The organism is Okeania sp. SIO2F5, assembly GCF_010692685.1.
Classification (GTDB): domain Bacteria; phylum Cyanobacteriota; class Cyanobacteriia; order Cyanobacteriales; family Microcoleaceae; genus Okeania; species Okeania hirsuta.
Window position 1 is genome coordinate 16,397 of sequence record NZ_JAAHGU010000072.1, and the last position, 17,052, is coordinate 33,448.

A 17,052-nucleotide genomic window follows, 5' to 3' on the forward strand; every position below is an offset into this window, starting at 1 on the left:
GTTAAAATCAAAGCAATTAGGAAATTTATCAGATATAATTGTATGTTGGGTAGAACCAAGTGTTAGCGGAGCTTCCTGAAGGGAAACCCAACAAAGTATCATTTAATTAGGAAGAATTTTTGTCTGATTTGAACCTAGTTTGCTGAAAATTTTGGGTTTATCCTAACGGATAAGCTGGCGCTAACGTTCCTCAACCCAACCTACACTTATTGCTGGATTCTTAATCCATATATCCGTGCCATAATCCCTGTGAGCGCAAATGTCTAAGGAACTTCTAATTAATCTATCAGTATTAATTCCAAAACCAACAGGAATATCCATCTACGCTAATAACATCCTGCCACAACTTCAACAACTTAATCCTACCCTGTTAGTAGCCAATAATATTTCCAATTTTAACTGCCATCTAATCCCTAACAACATGACGCCCGCTCAGGGAACAAAAGGTCATTTACGACGATTATTATGGACTCAATTTCAATTATCAAATATCTATAAAAAATTACAAGCAAATCTACTTTTTTCTCCCCTTCCAGAAGCGCCTTTATTTTCTCAGTGTCGTTATATAGTAATGGCTCACGATTTAATTCCTTTACGTTTTCCTAAACCTGGTTCTCGCTTAACTGCTTATTTCAAATATTATATTCCTCAAGTATTAAACCAGGCAGAACATATTATTTGTAATTCTCAAGCAACGGCAACAGATATTACTGATTTTTTCCAAATACCACCTCAAAAAATTACACCTATTCCTTTAGGTTATGACTCTCAAAGATTCCAATTTTTAGACTTACCTACGCAAAATTACTTTCTTTATCTCGGTCGCCATGACCATTATAAAAATCTGCATCGGTTAATAGAAGCATTTGCTAAATTGCCTAATTTTTCCGAGTATGAATTATGGTTTGCCGGACCTACAGATAATACTTATACACCAACATTAAAAACTCAAATTAAAGAATTAGGTTTAACAAAATTAGTCAAATTTCTAGACTATGTTCCTGATTCAGAATTACCCAAAATAATCAATCAAGCGATCGCTCTGGTTTTTCCTAGTCTGTGGGAAGGGTTTGGTTTTCCCGTATTAGAAGCAATGGCCTGTGGTACTCCTGTTATTACTTCTAATATTTCATCCCTGCCAGAAGTTGCGGGAGATGCTGCTATTTTAGTTAACCCGAAAAATGTAGGAGAAATAACAGATGCGATGAATATTATTGCTAAAGATGGAGGAGAGCGATCGCGCCTCTCGACCTTAAGTTTGGCTAGAGCTAAAGAGTTTAGTTGGAAAAAAACTGGTTTAGCTACTAGGGAGATAATTCAGAATTATCTGATTAATAATTTAAGATGATAAGAAAAAAATAGAGCTTTGAAAACTCTATTTTTTCTTGAGAACTATTCAACTATTTGATTACCCAATAAACATTTGCGTTTGTTTTTGTTGTTAGCCACCTTCCATTATTTTCAATACACAACCACTGCCCTTAATAATAATTATTCAGAAAATAAACTTCATCACCATAATTAATAATTGGATCACTATTATCTCTTTTCCGAATAGTCCATTTTTGTTGTTCGTACAAGCCATCATAGTAGTATAGTGCGGGAGTACTCCATGCACCAAGAGTTTTCTTGTCTCCTACAGAAGCTTCCGTCGTCTCTATTTTTACTGTGTCTCCATCTTTTATTACTCCACTTCCACCAGACAGTTTAAGTTTTATAGGAGGTTGTGATGTACTAAACTGTGGGAAGTATTCTTCAGGACCTATATCTCCTACCCTTTCTAAAGACGTAAGGATATTTACTGATATGACTCATCAAAGTTCATATAAAAGTTCATATAATTAGGCTTTTCTTCATAGTGAAAATCAACCGTTATTAGCTACCTGCACAAATTGAATAATTTGTCAATCTCATAAAATCTATATGAATATTTATTCAACAAACAATAGACAGCAAGCATTAACGAAGTCAAAAGTCAGAAGTCAGAAGTTAAATATTCCATCTGATCTCCATCTCCCCTACTCCCCAGAGGGAGGCCAGAAACTCCTATAGCAATGTGCGCTGGCATATTTACAAATTGCAGGAGGTGTCCAATAGCTAAAAGTCTTATACTATCCGCAATTTATTCCCCCTATTGCCTTCCGGAGTTGTTGCCTGTTGCCTGCGCGCAGCGCTATACTTCAAAGGCCCAGGAGTAGGCTGGAAAAAAAGCGATCGCCTCCTTCTTAGCTATGGAGCGATCGCCCTTTCATAGATAGACACCCCAGAAATGTTACTTGCAGCGATTAGTGCAGAAGATACAAATTTCACCTTCGTTACAAATATGTGAAGAGAACTAGCGTATTATATCGCGCTCATTGCGCAAATCGTTAACTAAGTCGAAACTCTCAGGAATTAGGCACTGACAATAAATATAGGGTTTTGTGTTACGCTACCGCTAACACACCCTACTGGACTGACACTATTGCCTGTTGCCTATTGCCTGTTGCCTGCACACAGCGCTATAAATAATTCAAAATTATCTATTCAATCAGGAAGTGCTATTCTCTTTCTTGAGAGTGAGAATAACTAAATATTGACGAGGAGTGAAAATTATGGTAGCAATACCGTCATTCAAACCAACTTATGGACAAAATACTTTTAACTTATCACCCACAGCAATAACAACAACATTGCCTTGGAACCATACCTTGCTGCCCACAACACCCCTATTCGGTACAGATGGCATCCGGGGCAAAGCAGGAGAACTACTAAACGCCCCCCTAGCCTTACAAATAGGCTTTTGGGCAGGACAGGTATTGCGCCAATATTCTCCAAACTGTGGCCTTGTAATTATGGGTCAAGATACCAGAAATTCAGGCAATATGCTAGGAATGGCTCTATCAGCAGGTTTAACCGCAGCAGGGTTAGAAGTTTGGAATTTAGGTTTATGCCCTACCCCTTGTGTTGCTTATCTTACTAGCGTTTCAGAAGCAATAGGCGGGGTAATGATTTCTGCTAGTCATAACCCACCCGAAGATAATGGGATTAAATTTTTTGGTTCCGATGGTACAAAACTCTCTTCAGAATTACAGAAACAAATAGAATCTGGAATTAGAGGAATGGCAGATTTTCCAGCTATTCACAATAACTGGGGACAGCATTACCATAGACCAGAATTAGTCAAGGAGTACCAAGCATCTCTACATTCTCCTTTAATACCAGGACATTTCCAGGGAATGAAAATAGTTCTGGACTTAGCTTGGGGAGCAGCAGTTCATACCGCCCCAGAAGTTTTCCAGGGAATGGGGGCAGAAGTAATTTGTTTACATGACCAACCAAACGGCGATCGTATCAATGTCAACTGTGGGTCTACTCATCTCCATTCCCTGCAACAAGCAGTAGTAGAAAACAAAGCTGATATAGGATTTGCCTTTGATGGAGATGCTGACCGAGTATTAGCAGTAGATTCTCAAGGTCGTTCAATAGATGGAGATTATATACTCTACTTCTGGGGCCAAAGCTTAAGTAAAGCCGGGTTATTGCCAAACAACTTGATTGTCACTACAGTCATGGCCAATTTAGGATTTGAACGTGCTTGGCACAAACAGGGTGGACAAATATTGAGGACTAAAGTAGGAGACCAATATGTTCATGCAGAAATGCAGCGGACAGGCTCAATGTTAGGCGGCGAGCAATCAGGACATATTCTCTGTCCTCACTATGGCCTTACAGGAGATGGTCTAATGACAGCCCTACATTTAGCAGCTCTAGTCAAAAGCTCAGAAGTCTCCCTAGCAGAATTAGTAGACCAAAGCTTCCAGACCTATCCCCAATTGCTCCGAAATGTCCGGGTAGAAGACCGCGATCGCCGAGCCAACTGGCAAAAGTGCGAACCATTAGTCAGAGCTATAGACGAAGCAGAAACAGCTTTAGCAGATGTAGGGCGGGTTTTAGTCCGAGCCTCTGGCACAGAACCACTAATTAGAGTTATGGTAGAGGCAATTAATGCTGAACTCGCAAGCTACTGGACAGAGAACTTAGTTTTAGCAGTCCAGCAATATCTGGCCTAAAACTGACTTAACAATGCCGACAAAACAAAAGTCTAAAAAAAAATCAAAAAGCAAATCAAAAAAGAAAGGCAAACCTGCTGCTCCCCAGGTTAGCAAAAAGGAATTAGCTGCCAGAAAGCGCCAAAGAGCTAAACAAATTCAGCAGGTTATTGGCGCTCTTGTTACTTATGGTGGTCTTGGTCTTGTTATTGGTATAACGTTATTTTTCATAGCGGAGCCAAAAATAGCCCTCGCTGGTGGTGGTGGTGTGGCAGTTTTAGGTTTTTCCTTCAAGTATCCAATTTTAGGACTTTGGGCCTTCCTAATTTATATGCCCTTTGCTGGCACTGTGACTTACTGGATCGGTGGAGGAAGTCCCATTTTTCAGTTAGCAAAAGATGGCTTTTTCATTCCAGCAATGATTGGCATTGGTATGTGGTGCAAAAAAACAGGAAATCCATTCATCATTCCCAAGGCAGTGAAAAATCCCTTATACATTTTATTGGGCTTTTGTCTACTTACTTTACTATTAGTTAATGGTGCTCAACAGTTGGAACCACCAGACCCACTCAGACCAAATGTTAATGAACAAGTTAATGAACAACCAATATTGATGGGAATATTGGGACTCAAAGCATTGATCGGCTACCTACCTTTAATTACAGGTGCTTACTATAAACTCAAAACTAAAAAAGAATTATTACTTGCTGCGCGTCTTACACTAATTTTAGCTATTATCTGTTGTTTACTTGGTATAGTACAGTACCAATTTCTCAGTTCAGGTAAGTGTAAAGGTACTCGTGGTTTTACTGGACAACAACTATTTAGAGCAACTCTAAAAGCTAAATGTTTAGTAGGAGGCGCTCTATTATTTAGTCCTAGTCAGGGTGTGATTCGTTTACCGGGTACTTTTGTTGCACCTTGGCAGTGGGGATGGTTTTTGATTTCTAATGCTGCCTTTACCTTTGCAGTTGCTTTTAGTGACCCCTCTCCTATCTGGCGAATAGGAGGTTTATTTGGAATGGCAGTGGTTTTTGTTAATGCAGCTATTAGCGGTCAAAGAATTGCTCTAGCTCTGGTTCCCACAGTAACTATAATTCTTCTGGTGCTGACAGGTCAGATCGCTAACCTCAAAAGGTTTCTTCCTATAGGTATTGGACTAGGTGTTGTACTGGGAGGAGTAATAGTATCCAATCCTGTAGTTGTTCAGGAGCGGATAGATAGTTTTGTTAGTCGCTGGCAAGCTGCACCACCCACTGCTTTTATTACCGGACAATTTCACGAAGTCAGCCATGTAGGAGTTTTGGGCAAAGGGTTAGGACGGGCTACTAATTCAGCCCGAACTTTTGGTAGAACTAGGTTAATTGAGACTTATTATCCTAAGTTAATTTATGAAATAGGACAGTTCGGCGCAATTGCAATGTTAGTCTTGCTAACCACTATTACTTTTACTAGTTTCAAAGCTTATCGCTCTGTTAAAGACAAGAGTCTACGCAGTTATGGTGCATGCTATTGGGTTTTTGTTTTGATTATTAGCTACAACACTTATTACTATCCTCTAGATGTAGATCCAGTTACGGTTTATTACTGGTATTTTGCTGGAGTAGTTCTGAGGTTGCCAGCAATTGATAAACAGGAACAAGCAAGAATTAAAGCGGAAGAAGAAATGGAAAATGGTAAATAAGAAGGAGAAAAATGAACGCACAATCTCTAAAAGAAAAAAATCAACAATTAGCTATTCCTATTTCTGTTGTCATTCCTACCTATAATCGTGAAGAAGCTCTGGTAGATACGATCGCGGATGTTATTGCACAAGACTATCCTAATTTTGAAGTTTTGGTAGTTGACCAAACTGCTACTCATAAACCAGAGACTCAAGCTTATTTAGAAGAACAAGCAAGTTCTGGAAAAATTAAATTGTTCCGTCTGACTTGGGCGAGTTTACCAGGGGCAAGGAATTATGCGGTCAGACATTGTAGTGGCGAAATAATTCTTTTTATTGATGATGATGTACGCTTGGAAAAAGGATTTTTGGCGGCCCATGCTCGTAACTATGTTGATCGCCCAGAGATAGGTGCAGTGGCGGGACGAGTATTCGATCGCATGAAATTAGGAGATTCTGGTGGAGAGCTGGAAATAGAAGATTTACCCCCTGAAGCATCAGACCCCGGTATTGCTTGGTATCATATCGATTTGGTACATACAGTTAAGGCTCAACGAGTGATATCAGCAAGAGGTTGTAATATGTCTTATCGCCGAGATATTTTTACTAAGTATGGTCTGAGTTTTGATGAGCGGTTTCGAGGTAGTGCAGTACGGGAAGAGTCAGATTTTTGTTTGAGGTTACGACAAACTGGTTATCAGATTTGGTTTGACCCAGAAGCTTCTCTAGTTCACTTGGGTGAAGAAAGTGGAGGTTGTCATGATATTTCAACGCGATCGCTCAAATATCAAGTTACTTTTTATCACAATCACTTTTTCATGGGATTAAAAAATCTGACTCTTAATCAATGTCTGCGTTTCTTTGCCAAATTATTTGATTGTCATGTGTTGGGCAACCCTCCTTGTTATAAAGGTGGCTCCCCTATCAAAATAATTACCCGTGGAGGTTTCTATACTCTTGGTTTTTTGAGTGCTGTTCAAACAAAGGTTAAATCTATTTGGGATGATGGGCAAATTTATACAAGGGAACAGGGAATAGGGAACAGGGAATAGGGAACAGGGAACAGGGAGGAATAATTGATAATTTATGGATAATAATTGATTTTACTGTTGATTTTTGGAGATGTCTTTAAAGAAAGTTAAAAATTAGAAATAAGTAGAGACTTTGTATGCAACATCAGTCCATAGGTTGAAGTAAAAAAATCAAGAATTAACACGCTATTTATTATGAAATTTATCGATCCTAAAACAGATTATGCCTTCAAAAAAATCTTTAGTTCTGCACAGAGTAAAGATATTATAATTAGTTTTCTCAATGCACTACTTTATGAAGGTCAGAATACTATCCGTGACTTAGAATTTATTGATACCTATGAACCTGGGTCAGTAGCCATTCTCAAAGATTCATATTTAGATGTGAGGGCTAAACTTGATAATGGCTCTACAGTGATTATTGAAATGCAGGTTTTAAATATCGAAGGTTTTAATAAACGAGTTATTTATTATGCTGCAAAAGTTTATGTTAATCAACTCCAGCGAGGTAAAGTTTATACAGGTCTAAAACCAGTAATTTCTTTAACTATTGCTGATTTTACGATGTTTAAGGAGAGTGAAAAAATTATTACACGCTTTGCATTTAAAGAATGGGAGAATTCTTTTGTTTATCCAGACAGCGATATAGAACTATTTTTTGTGGAGTTACCTAAATTTAAGAAAAAATTGGCAAATTTAGAAAATATTACAGATAAATGGCTCTACTTTATGAAACATACTAATAGTTTGGAGGTCGTACCGGAATCAATGGAAGTAGTTCCTGAAATTAGTCAAGCTTTTACTATTGCTAATGAGGCTAATTTAACTATAGATGAATTGCAACAATTGGAAAAGCAAGAGCAATTTCTTCTTGACCGGAAAGGGGCAATTGCTTTTAGTAAAGAAGAAGGTCGTGAAGAAGGGAAAATAGAAGGTCGTGAAGAAGGGAAAAGGGAATTAATTATAAATTTAATAGAGCGTTTATTAGGAACAATTGATTCCAATATAAAAGAACGCTTTAATCAATTATCAAATAGGGAATTAGAAGAATTAAGTCAGGTAATGTTAGAGTTCAAAAATATATCTGATTTAGTAGCTTGGTTAGAGCAAGTCAGAGATGAAGAGTGACACAAATAGGTAATAAATAGGGAAACTATTTTTTTGATAAAAAATCAATATTTAAGTCATACTAAGAGAAAGTAAAAATAATACTGCTGACTTCAATTTTTTTCTGAAAACTTCTAACAAATACTCCTTCATAAATACTAAATCACCCAATAATAACCATGAAAATATTAGTAGCGAGCCACACCTATATTGTTGATTTAAACCGGGAAAAATTACGCGCTTTAGCTCAACTTGAACCGGGTATTGAAGTTATGGTTGTTGTTCCTAAACGTTGGAATCCAAAAGGAGTACAAAGTCAAATAGTTGAAACCCAATTTATTGATGAAGGTTCTTTTCAAGTAGTACCTATTTCTAATTACAGCGAAAATAATCAAGCTTTACTGACTTTTGGTCCTGACTTAATTAGTTTACTAAGAAAATTCAAGCCCGATATTATTCAAGTAGAACAGGGTTCTAAAGCTTTAACTTATGCTCAATTTATTACTTTTAATAAACTTTTAGGACTCAAAGCTAAAAATCTATTTTTTACTTGGTGGAATTTACCTTATACTCTCAAGTTTCCCATTTCTTTATTAGAATCTTATAATCTCAAAAATACTGATGGAATTGTTGCTGGAAATAAAGATGGAGAAGATATTTTAAGAGAACGAGGCTACAAAGGGCCGATTAAAGTCATGCCTCAATTGGGAGTAGATGAAAGTTTGTTTAAACCAGAAACACAACCAGAATTAAAAGATAGTTTGGGAATTAAAACTGATGATTTTGTGGTGGGTTTTGTAGGTCGTTTTGTTGAGGAAAAGGGCTTACTCACATTAACTGAAGCCTTGGGAGGTTTACAAGAAAAACCTTGGAAATGGTTATTATTAGGAAGGGGTGAATTACAATCAACTTTATTAGAAAAAGCAGCAAAATTAGGAATTAAAGAGAGGCTAATTTTAGTAGAAAGTGTTCCCCACGACCATGTACAAAAATATATTAATCTGATGAATACTTTAGTATTGCCATCAGAAACTACTTATAAGTTTAAAACTTTAACTTCTGTGGGTTGGAAAGAGCAATTTGGTCATGTTTTAATTGAAGCAATGGCTTGTCAAGTGCCTGTAATAGGTTCTGATTCTGGAGAAATTCCTTATGTAATTGGGGATGCTGGTTTGGTATTTCCAGAGGGAAATGTTGAGGAATTGAGAAGTTGTTTAATGCAGTTGATGGAGCAAAAAGAATTAACTGAGGAATTAGGGAAAAAGGGTTATGAAAAAGCAATGAATCAGTATACAAATCAAGCTTTAGCCAGACAGTTATTTAATTTTTATCAGGAGTTAGTATAGTTTTTTTGATAGCGCTATATTATACAGCGGTTTTCATTTTGGTAGACTACTATTAACAATTAAATATTCCTAGTGCGGGCATCTTGCCCGCCATAGCATCTTGCCCGCCATAACATCTTGCCTGCTATGGGTGTACCTCACCCCTAGTGGAATCTGCTGTATGTATTACTGAATACAAATTTTGAGAATATTAAATTCGTATCAATCCCAGGATTAAGCTGTAGGATAATTGTATAATGGTATTTTACAATAATCTAGGTATTGCTGTCAGGGCTACGACTAACAGATATACTAGATTTTTGTCCAATACATATCAATAAATCACATCGAATGTCCAATATTTACTTTGATTCTGAAAATAATTCCAAATCTTTTGAATTACCAGGTGCTAAACCCCATTATAACCCTGATAGTCCAGGCAAAGTAGAACATATTTTCCTCGATCTAGAACTCGACATTCCTAATCACAGTTTTCATGGCAATTGTATCATTAGTTTAAACCCTGTACGGAGTGGGATTGATAAATTAACTCTTGATGCAGTTGAATTAGAAATTAAATCTATAAAAGTTAACGACACTGAACAAACTTTTGACTATGACGGCGAAGAATTACAGATTTATCTACAACCAACGACTGAAGCAGGTAAACAAATAAAAGTAGCGATCGCCTACGCGGCCAACAACCCTCAACGAGGGATCTATTTCATCACTCCTGACAAACATTATCCAAACAAACCCACCCAAGTCTGGACTCAAGGCGAAGACGAAGACTCTCGTTACTGGTTTCCCTGTTTCGACTACCCCGGTCAACTATCGACATCAGAAATTCGTGTCAAAGTATCCCATAAATTTATTGCTATCTCCAATGGTGAACTTATTAACACCGAAGAAAGTGAAGATAACAAAACTTATCATTGGATGCAAAAACAAGTTCATCCTACATATTTAATGACCTTAGCAGTGGGTAAATTTGTCGAAATTCAAGATGAATGGAATGGTATTCCCGTTACTTATTATGTAGAAAAAAAACGTCAAGATGATGCTCTACGAACTATGGGCAAAACTCCCCAAATGATAGAATTTTTTAGTCAAGAATTTGGCTATAAATATCCCTATCCTAAATATGCTCAAGTTTGCGTTAATGAATTTATTTTTGGAGGGATGGAAAATACCTCTACAACTTTACTGACAGATAGATGTTTACTAGATGAAAGAGCAGCTTTAGATAATCGTAATTCTGAAAGTTTAGTTGCTCACGAACTTGCCCATCAATGGTTTGGCGATTTAATAGTCATTAAACATTGGTCTCATGCCTGGATTAAAGAAGGAATGGCTACCTACTCAGAAGTATTATGGACAAAGCATGAGTATGGTCAAGATGATGCTGCTTATTATCGATTGAAAGAAGCTCGAAGTTATATTGCTGAGGATAAGTCTCGCTATCGTCGTCCGATTGTTACTAATATTTATCGGGAAGCAATAGAACTTTATGACCGTCATCTTTATGAAAAAGCTGCTTGTGTTTATCACATGATTAAAACCGAATTAGGAGGTGAATTATTTACAAAAGCTATTCATACTTTTGTGAAAAATAATGCTCATCAAACGGTGGAAACTATCGATTTATTAAGAGCAATTGAACAGGCCACAGGACGGAATTTACTATTCTTATTTGACCAATATGTTTTTCGGGGCGGTCATCCTGATTATCAGGTTAATTATGCTTGGGATGGTGATAGTAAATTAGCTAAAGTAACAGTTAAACAAACTCTGGTAAACAACGATAAAAATGGGGATTCAAGCAAAGAATTATTTGACCTAAAAATTCCTATTGCTTTTGGTTATCTCAAAGAAGAAAAGCCAGAATTGACAACCTTTACTGTGCGAATACATGAGCAGGAACAAACCTTTTATTTTCCCCTGGCAGAAAAACCAAAATTTATCAGCTTTGATGTTGGTAATAACTATCTCAAAACAGTGAAATTGGTATATCCATTGGCGGAGTTAAAAGCACAGTTAGAATTCGATCCAGACCCTATATCTCGTATTTATGCTGCCGAGGCGTTGGTGAAAAAGGGTGGTTTAGAAGTTGTGAAAGTATTATCAAAAGCGCTGATAGAGGAATCTTTTTGGGGCGTGCGTGTTGAAGTAGTGAAGCAACTGGCAAAAATTCAACTAGACCAGGTCTTTGATAGTTTGGTTACAGGTTTAAACGACGAAGATGCTCGCGTGCGTCGTGCTGTGGTGGAAGCACTAACACAAATAAAAACCAATAAAAGTTATCAGCAACTAAAATCTATAGTGAAAAATGGCGATGCTAGTTATTATGTAGAAGCTGCTGCTGTGTCTGGAATTGGAGATATTGGTGCTGCCAATGCTAACTCCGATCAAAAGCCAACTGAGGAAAAGGTAATTAAATTGTTGAAGTGGGTGTTGGCAGAAAAACGAGGGTGGAATGAGGTAGTGCGTTCTGGTGCTATATCAGCGTTGAGTAAGATGAAGACTTCTGAAACTGCTTTGAATCAGATTCTGAAATATACTGTTATTGGTGTACCGCAGACGCTACGTTTAAGTGCTATTCGTTCTCTAGGAACAATTTCTACTGCTCAGTCTCCTGTTAATTTGGAACGTATTTTGCAACGACTGACAGAGTTATCACGGGAAACATTTTTCTTAACTCAGATGTCTGTAGTAGCTGCATTGTCGCAAATGGAAACTAATCAAGCAATTGCAATTTTGCAGAGTATAGCCGATCAGACTGCTGATGGTCGAGTACGTCGTCGAGCTGAGGAAGCGGTACAGAGAGTTCAGAAAAATATTGGTTCTGATAAGGCTTTGAAGCAGTTACGTCAGGAATTTGATAAAATTAAAAAGGAAAATCAGGAATTGAAAAGTCGCTTGGAAAATTTGGAGGCTAAGGTTAAAGAATAAAGAAGGTTGTAGGTGGTAGGTATTAGGTGGTAGGTGAAAAGTCTGAGGAAAATATGGGTCTCAAGCATTGTTCTTGTCATATCAAGTTCTACTGATTAACCACAATATAAAAAGATAAAAAAGATGGCATACTCCTCAAGAGTCATCTTAAGATGACTTAAACTATTAGCCAAGGATTTAAATCCTTGGCTTGGCGAACCATATCATCCGCCAAGAAATAAATTTCTTGGATCAAAGCAGAAGTCATCTTTAGATGACTAAAGATAGCTAATTTATTATGGCTAATTAATGAAACTTGATATAAGACTACTTTTACGACAATAGCTAATAGGTTAAGGAAGGTTTGTGATTCTAATAATTTATTTCGGTGTATTGAGGACGGAGAAAAGATCAACACACTACCTACAACCATTCACCCATCATCAGAATTAGGCGTTGCATATTTGCGTATTGCAAGGAGTGTGGGGAGTGTAGGGGACCTTACATAGAGTGCGCATTGGAATTCTTGTTTGAGAAAAACAGGAAGTATAAAGATGGGTTACTTTTTCTGCAAAGATTCATCCATTAGTTCAGCAACGCCGAATCAAGATACTCTTTAATGAAAGTTTTCAACCGTTTAAGTTGGAAACTATTCGCCAATTGCAAAATTTCTTGGGCAAAAGGAGTTAAAGTAACATCCGATTCTAGAAGCTGTTCAGCAACTTCCACAATACCTTGAATATCGCCATCTTCTACTAAAGTGAGTAATTCTTGTAAGACTTCCATAGCTGGAGAAACAATTTCTTCACTTTTTCTAACCTCAGTCACCTGAGCTGATGCTGCGGTCTTTTGCTCATAAACCCACTCTAAGTCAAGACACTGCTGTAAAATTTCTAATAATCTGTCAGTCTGTATAGGTTTGGGCAAAAATACATCAGCTCCGTTATCAATTGCCTCTTGTTGATTACTTTCAAACACACTAGCAGAAGAAGCGATCGCCACTACATCCTTCAACTTTTCCGAACTGCGGATATATTTAAGTAATTCATAACCATTCATTACTGGCATCATTAAATCAGTAATCACCACATCCGGCAGAGATACCATCATTTTTTCTAGAGCTTCCTTTCCATTTTTCGCTTCACTCATTTCAAAGCCAAGCATTTCTAGCAAGATCACCACCACCGAGCGATTTTCCGAACGGTCATCAACAACTAAGACACGACATTTTTTACCTTGATAACCCAATATAGTTCCCTGCTTCACAGTTCTCGAAGCCACTGCCCATTCTTTTGCTTCTGGAACTTCCACATCAAACCAGAAAGTACTGCCTTTACCTACTTCACTCTTTACTTCCAGTTGACTACCCATGAGTTTGACAATCTTTTGACTAATGGCTAACCCCAAACCTGTGCCTTCTGTCTGTTTTTTGCAGTCACCCACCTGTTCAAATGGCAGGAATATTTTCTCTTGTTGTTCTGGGGTCATACCTACTCCTGTATCTTTAACTTCAAAGTTGAGGCGATATTGGTCTGACAATTTTTGTGCGGTGACGCTAAAGGTAACGCTACCAATATCGGTAAATTTAATCCCATTGCTCAGGAGATTGATCAATACCTGCTGTAGTCGTTTTTCGTCAGCGCAAATGCCTATAGGTAAATTTTTATCGGGGGAGTAGTAAAAATTTATGCCTTTTTGTTCGGCTCGAATGCGACATATTTCCACCACTCCTTGGAGAAAAGAGGGAAAATGAAACTCGCTTGCCAAGAGGTCGAGTTTGCCGGCTTCAATTTTGGAGAGGTCGAGAATATCATTGATTAATTTCAGTAAGTGAAGACCACATTGTTTGATAATATCAAGACCTTTGTTTTCTTCCTCACTCATGGTTTCAGAATACTGAAGGATTTGAGCATAGCCAAGGATACCATTGAGGGGGGTGCGGAGTTCATGGCTCATATTGGCAAGAAATTCACTTTTGGCTTGGTTGGCTGCATTAGCAGTTTCTTTCGCTTGTTCCAATTGCCAGATGTAAGCTTGTTCTTCGGTCATTAACTGTTTGACACGGCAGATCAGTTGATTTAGGGATGTTGCTAATACACCTACTTCATCATTAGTTTGAACTGGTACTTGCAGATTGAAGTTAGAATCACGAGTAACTAATTGAGCAACATCTGTAACTGTTTGCAGTGGCTTGGCGATTGCATGACTGGTATATAAAGCTAGAATCAGAGCCACCCCTCCTGAAAGGCCAAAGCTAAAAACAATGATTTGATTTCGTAGAAGTTGGGCATTATTTAAGGCTTGCTCGGCATCTATTTCTCTTTGAATTGTGAGCTGATAAAACTCTCCCATCATATCGGGAGCTTCAATAAAAGCAACAAATTCTGGACTTTTAACTAAATTTATCAAGAGTTGTTCAGCAGTTTCTAAACCCTCAAGTTTCTGGGTCAGGGGTTGTACTGTTTTTGTAAAGGTAATTACACGCTCCCTAAACTCCTCAACAGTTACTGCATAGTCTTCTAAAAAAGCTTGCAAATCTTTGAGGGTTGCTGGTTTTCCAGAATTATTGTGTTTAGCGAGCAAATCCTGAATATTTTGCAGTCGTTTGAGCAAAGCACCACTCTCTCGACGAAAAGCTTCAGGGTCTTGAAGGTAAGGAGCAAGTTGTTTAGCTGGGCGGTTGTAGAGAACATCAAGTTGCAGGGCGCTCAGAAGTCGGTTTTCGTAGGAGGCTATCTGTTGTTCTTGTTGTGCCTTGTTTTGATAGTAGTTACCAATCGCAAAACCTAATGCAGTTCCTGCAAATGCTACACTTAGGGCAATAGCATAGCCAGAAATAATTTTACTTTTGATGGACATAAAGTGAAGTTTAAGAAAAGCAAATTTACTATACATAAGAAGCCATTTCAGTTATCAGTTATCAGTTATCAGTTACCAGTTGTCATAGTTAGTTTTACATCCCTGTTTGCTTGGATATTATCTTTTTCTTTTGGGTACAATACCCCGTCATCTACACGGTGTTTACAATTGGTTGGGATTTGAGTCCCCATCTACTTATTCCTCCTTCCTTCTTCCTTCTTCCTCCTTCCTTCTTCCTTCTTCACATCATCGGAATTTTGATTGTAAATATTGTTCCTTGTCCAAATTGGGAATCCAATGTGAGTGTGCCATTGTGCTTTTCTACAACGATTTGCTCGGCGATCGCCAGTCCTAGACCTGTGCCTTTCCCAACAGGTTTTGTAGTAAACATGGCCTCAAACAAACGTTGTTTAATGGATTTTGGAATGCCAATTCCGTTATCTGCAATTTGGATAACGATTTGTCGATCGGAATTTATTTGAGTTGTAATCTTAATTTTGGGAACTCGAGCGCCCATTTTGCCCTGGATAGTTGCTTCATCTATGGCATCAATTGCATTAGCTATGATATTCATAAATACCTGATTCATTTGTCCTGGATAACACAGCACTGAAGGCAATGAGCCATAAGACTGAATAATTTCGATTTGGAGGCGATCGACATTACCTTTGAGACGATGTTGCAAAATTATCAGTGTACTATCCAAGCATTCATGTAAATCTGCCAAAACTTTAGTTTCACTATCTGAACGAGAAAAGGTACGGAGTGAGTTTGAGATGTTTTTTATCCTTTCGACACCTAATGTAAAAGAGTTTAAAATTTTGGCTATATCTTCTAAGGCAAATTCTAGATCCAAATCCTCAATAGCTTCCTTTAACTGTAGTGAGGGTATGGGATACTCCTGCTGATATAGATTGATAATTTCAGTCACTTCAGCTATATGCTTTCGCAGTGGCTGAAGATTATTGGCAATAAAGTTAATCGGATTATTAAGTTCATGGCCAATTCCACACACCATTTCACCAAGGCCAGAAAGTTTTTCTTGCTGCACCAGTTGCACTTGGGCTTTTTGTAAGGCGGCTGTGCGATCGCTCACCTGTTTTTCTAAGGATTCTGTCAAGCGCTTTAATTGAAGGTGTACCCGCAGTCGAGCTAAAACCTCAGCCTGGTCAAACGGCTTGGGAATATAATCAACGGCACCAAGAGAAAATCCTTTTGTTTTGCTTTCTATATCAGCAAGGGCAGTGGTAAAAATAATAGGAATGGATTTGGTTACAGGATTTGCTTTGAGCCGACGACAGGTTTCAAACCCATCTATTCCAGGCATTTGCACATCTAGTAAAATCAATTCAGGTCTATTCCGTTCAACTAAGGCCAAAGCAGTTTCTCCATCCATTGCTACTCGAAAACTCAATCCAGCAGCACCTAGGGTTTCTGAGAGTACCGATAAGTTAGTAGGGTTGTCATCCACAATTAATATAAGTGCAGAATCTTTATTTATTAACATAACATTTTTCTTCCTATTTTCAATAATTATTGCACTCCTGACAAAACAACATTAGAATTAAGTTATATAGTAGAGTTCAATCATTATTATTTATGATATCCTAAAGAATAGGAAATTATTAATTAAAAATATTTTCTATTTGTTAGTGCAGATTGAAAGATATTTATCGCCTATTTATATTTTTAATAATAGTATCTTGCATGATGAAATCAATATTTAATAGCAATGGCAAAGTTGAAGATTATTTGGCAGGTAAAAGTCTGTTTTTAGGTGATTAAATTATTCCTAAATTAGAGTAAAAATTTGAAATATTATGATTATTTAAAAAACAGATAATATTCTAATTAACTGGAATTTAGACTAAATAGTTGAAGATACAGTCAAGGAAAGGATGCAAAAAATTTAGACTATCAACAGATATGAAAAACCTCACGGGGTGACAAGGTAGCTGAAAGCTATATATAGAGATGGACTCATCGAATAAGCTGAATAATACTTCAACTAAAAGAGAAGCATTATTGAGAATAGATGGAGGTGTGGTGCGATCGCACCACACCCCACACAGTAGGTTGATTATTTATTCATTAAAGCAATTTTT

Annotated in this window: 10 protein-coding genes; 7 read left to right on the forward strand and 3 right to left on the reverse strand. The window is 37.5% G+C overall.

All coding sequences use genetic code 11. From position 1 onward, the window contains the following. Positions 1 to 259: 259 nt before the first annotated feature. The 7 genes from F6K27_RS20430 (at position 260) to F6K27_RS20460 (ending at position 12,109) form a co-directional block, all read left to right on the forward strand. Positions 260 to 1,348 (forward strand): glycosyltransferase family 1 protein, encoded by a 1,089-nt coding sequence (locus tag F6K27_RS20430; protein WP_287278106.1) that lies wholly within the window; start codon positions 260 to 262, stop codon positions 1,346 to 1,348. A gap of 1,246 nt (positions 1,349 to 2,594) precedes the next feature. Further along, complete coding sequence (gene glmM / locus F6K27_RS20435) at positions 2,595 to 4,052, forward strand: phosphoglucosamine mutase (protein ID WP_287278109.1); 1,458 nt, start codon at positions 2,595 to 2,597, stop codon at positions 4,050 to 4,052. A gap of 13 nt (positions 4,053 to 4,065) precedes the next feature. Beyond that, positions 4,066 to 5,715 carry a hormogonium polysaccharide biosynthesis protein HpsL gene (gene hpsL / locus F6K27_RS20440; RefSeq protein ID WP_287278111.1) on the forward strand — a complete coding sequence of 550 codons (1,650 nt, stop codon included), beginning with the start codon at positions 4,066 to 4,068 and terminating at the stop codon, positions 5,713 to 5,715. A gap of 11 nt (positions 5,716 to 5,726) precedes the next feature. Continuing rightward, positions 5,727 to 6,746, forward strand: coding sequence for a hormogonium polysaccharide biosynthesis glycosyltransferase HpsN (hpsN, locus tag F6K27_RS20445; protein ID WP_287278113.1), 1,020 nt, complete (start codon positions 5,727 to 5,729; stop codon positions 6,744 to 6,746). Positions 6,747 to 6,920: 174 nt separating this feature from the next. Then, on the forward strand, positions 6,921 to 7,853 hold the full coding sequence (locus F6K27_RS20450) for an Rpn family recombination-promoting nuclease/putative transposase (protein ID WP_124142875.1): 933 nt from the start codon (positions 6,921 to 6,923) through the stop codon (positions 7,851 to 7,853). Positions 7,854 to 8,011: 158 nt separating this feature from the next. Beyond that, the gene (hpsO, locus tag F6K27_RS20455) at positions 8,012 to 9,178 is read left to right on the forward strand and encodes a hormogonium polysaccharide biosynthesis glycosyltransferase HpsO (RefSeq protein ID WP_287278115.1); all 1,167 of its coding nucleotides are present in this window, start codon (positions 8,012 to 8,014) and stop codon (positions 9,176 to 9,178) included. A gap of 330 nt (positions 9,179 to 9,508) precedes the next feature. Then, positions 9,509 to 12,109, forward strand: coding sequence for a M1 family metallopeptidase (locus F6K27_RS20460; RefSeq protein ID WP_287278116.1), 2,601 nt, complete (start codon positions 9,509 to 9,511; stop codon positions 12,107 to 12,109). A gap of 157 nt (positions 12,110 to 12,266) precedes the next feature. On the opposite strand, the gene F6K27_RS20465 is transcribed toward F6K27_RS20460, so the two are convergent. The 3 genes from F6K27_RS20465 to F6K27_RS20475 form a co-directional block, all read right to left on the reverse strand. Then, positions 12,267 to 12,521: a hypothetical protein gene (locus tag F6K27_RS20465; protein WP_287284593.1), complete on the reverse strand. Its 255-nt coding sequence runs from the start codon at positions 12,519 to 12,521 to the stop codon at positions 12,267 to 12,269. A gap of 152 nt (positions 12,522 to 12,673) precedes the next feature. Beyond that, positions 12,674 to 14,947: an ATP-binding protein gene (locus F6K27_RS20470; protein WP_287278120.1), complete on the reverse strand. Its 2,274-nt coding sequence runs from the start codon at positions 14,945 to 14,947 to the stop codon at positions 12,674 to 12,676. 241 nt (positions 14,948 to 15,188) lie between these two features. Then, entirely contained in the window at positions 15,189 to 16,454 is a 1,266-nt protein-coding gene (locus tag F6K27_RS20475) for a sensor histidine kinase (protein ID WP_287278122.1), read from the reverse strand. Positions 16,455 to 17,052: the final 598 nt, after the last annotated feature.

Coding starts and splice junctions, on each gene's coding strand:
- F6K27_RS20450 (WP_124142875.1), top strand. CDS start 6,921: ATGAAATTTATCGATCCTAAAACAGATTATGCCTTCAAAAAAATCTTT.
- hpsL (WP_287278111.1), top strand. CDS start 4,066: ATGCCGACAAAACAAAAGTCTAAAAAAAAATCAAAAAGCAAATCAAAA.
- F6K27_RS20470 (WP_287278120.1), bottom strand. CDS start 14,947: ATGTCCATCAAAAGTAAAATTATTTCTGGCTATGCTATTGCCCTAAGT.
- F6K27_RS20430 (WP_287278106.1), top strand. CDS start 260: ATGTCTAAGGAACTTCTAATTAATCTATCAGTATTAATTCCAAAACCA.
- F6K27_RS20475 (WP_287278122.1), bottom strand. CDS start 16,454: ATGTTAATAAATAAAGATTCTGCACTTATATTAATTGTGGATGACAAC.
- glmM (WP_287278109.1), top strand. CDS start 2,595: ATGGTAGCAATACCGTCATTCAAACCAACTTATGGACAAAATACTTTT.
- hpsN (WP_287278113.1), top strand. CDS start 5,727: ATGAACGCACAATCTCTAAAAGAAAAAAATCAACAATTAGCTATTCCT.
- F6K27_RS20465 (WP_287284593.1), bottom strand. CDS start 12,521: ATGGTTGTAGGTAGTGTGTTGATCTTTTCTCCGTCCTCAATACACCGA.
- hpsO (WP_287278115.1), top strand. CDS start 8,012: ATGAAAATATTAGTAGCGAGCCACACCTATATTGTTGATTTAAACCGG.
- F6K27_RS20460 (WP_287278116.1), top strand. CDS start 9,509: ATGTCCAATATTTACTTTGATTCTGAAAATAATTCCAAATCTTTTGAA.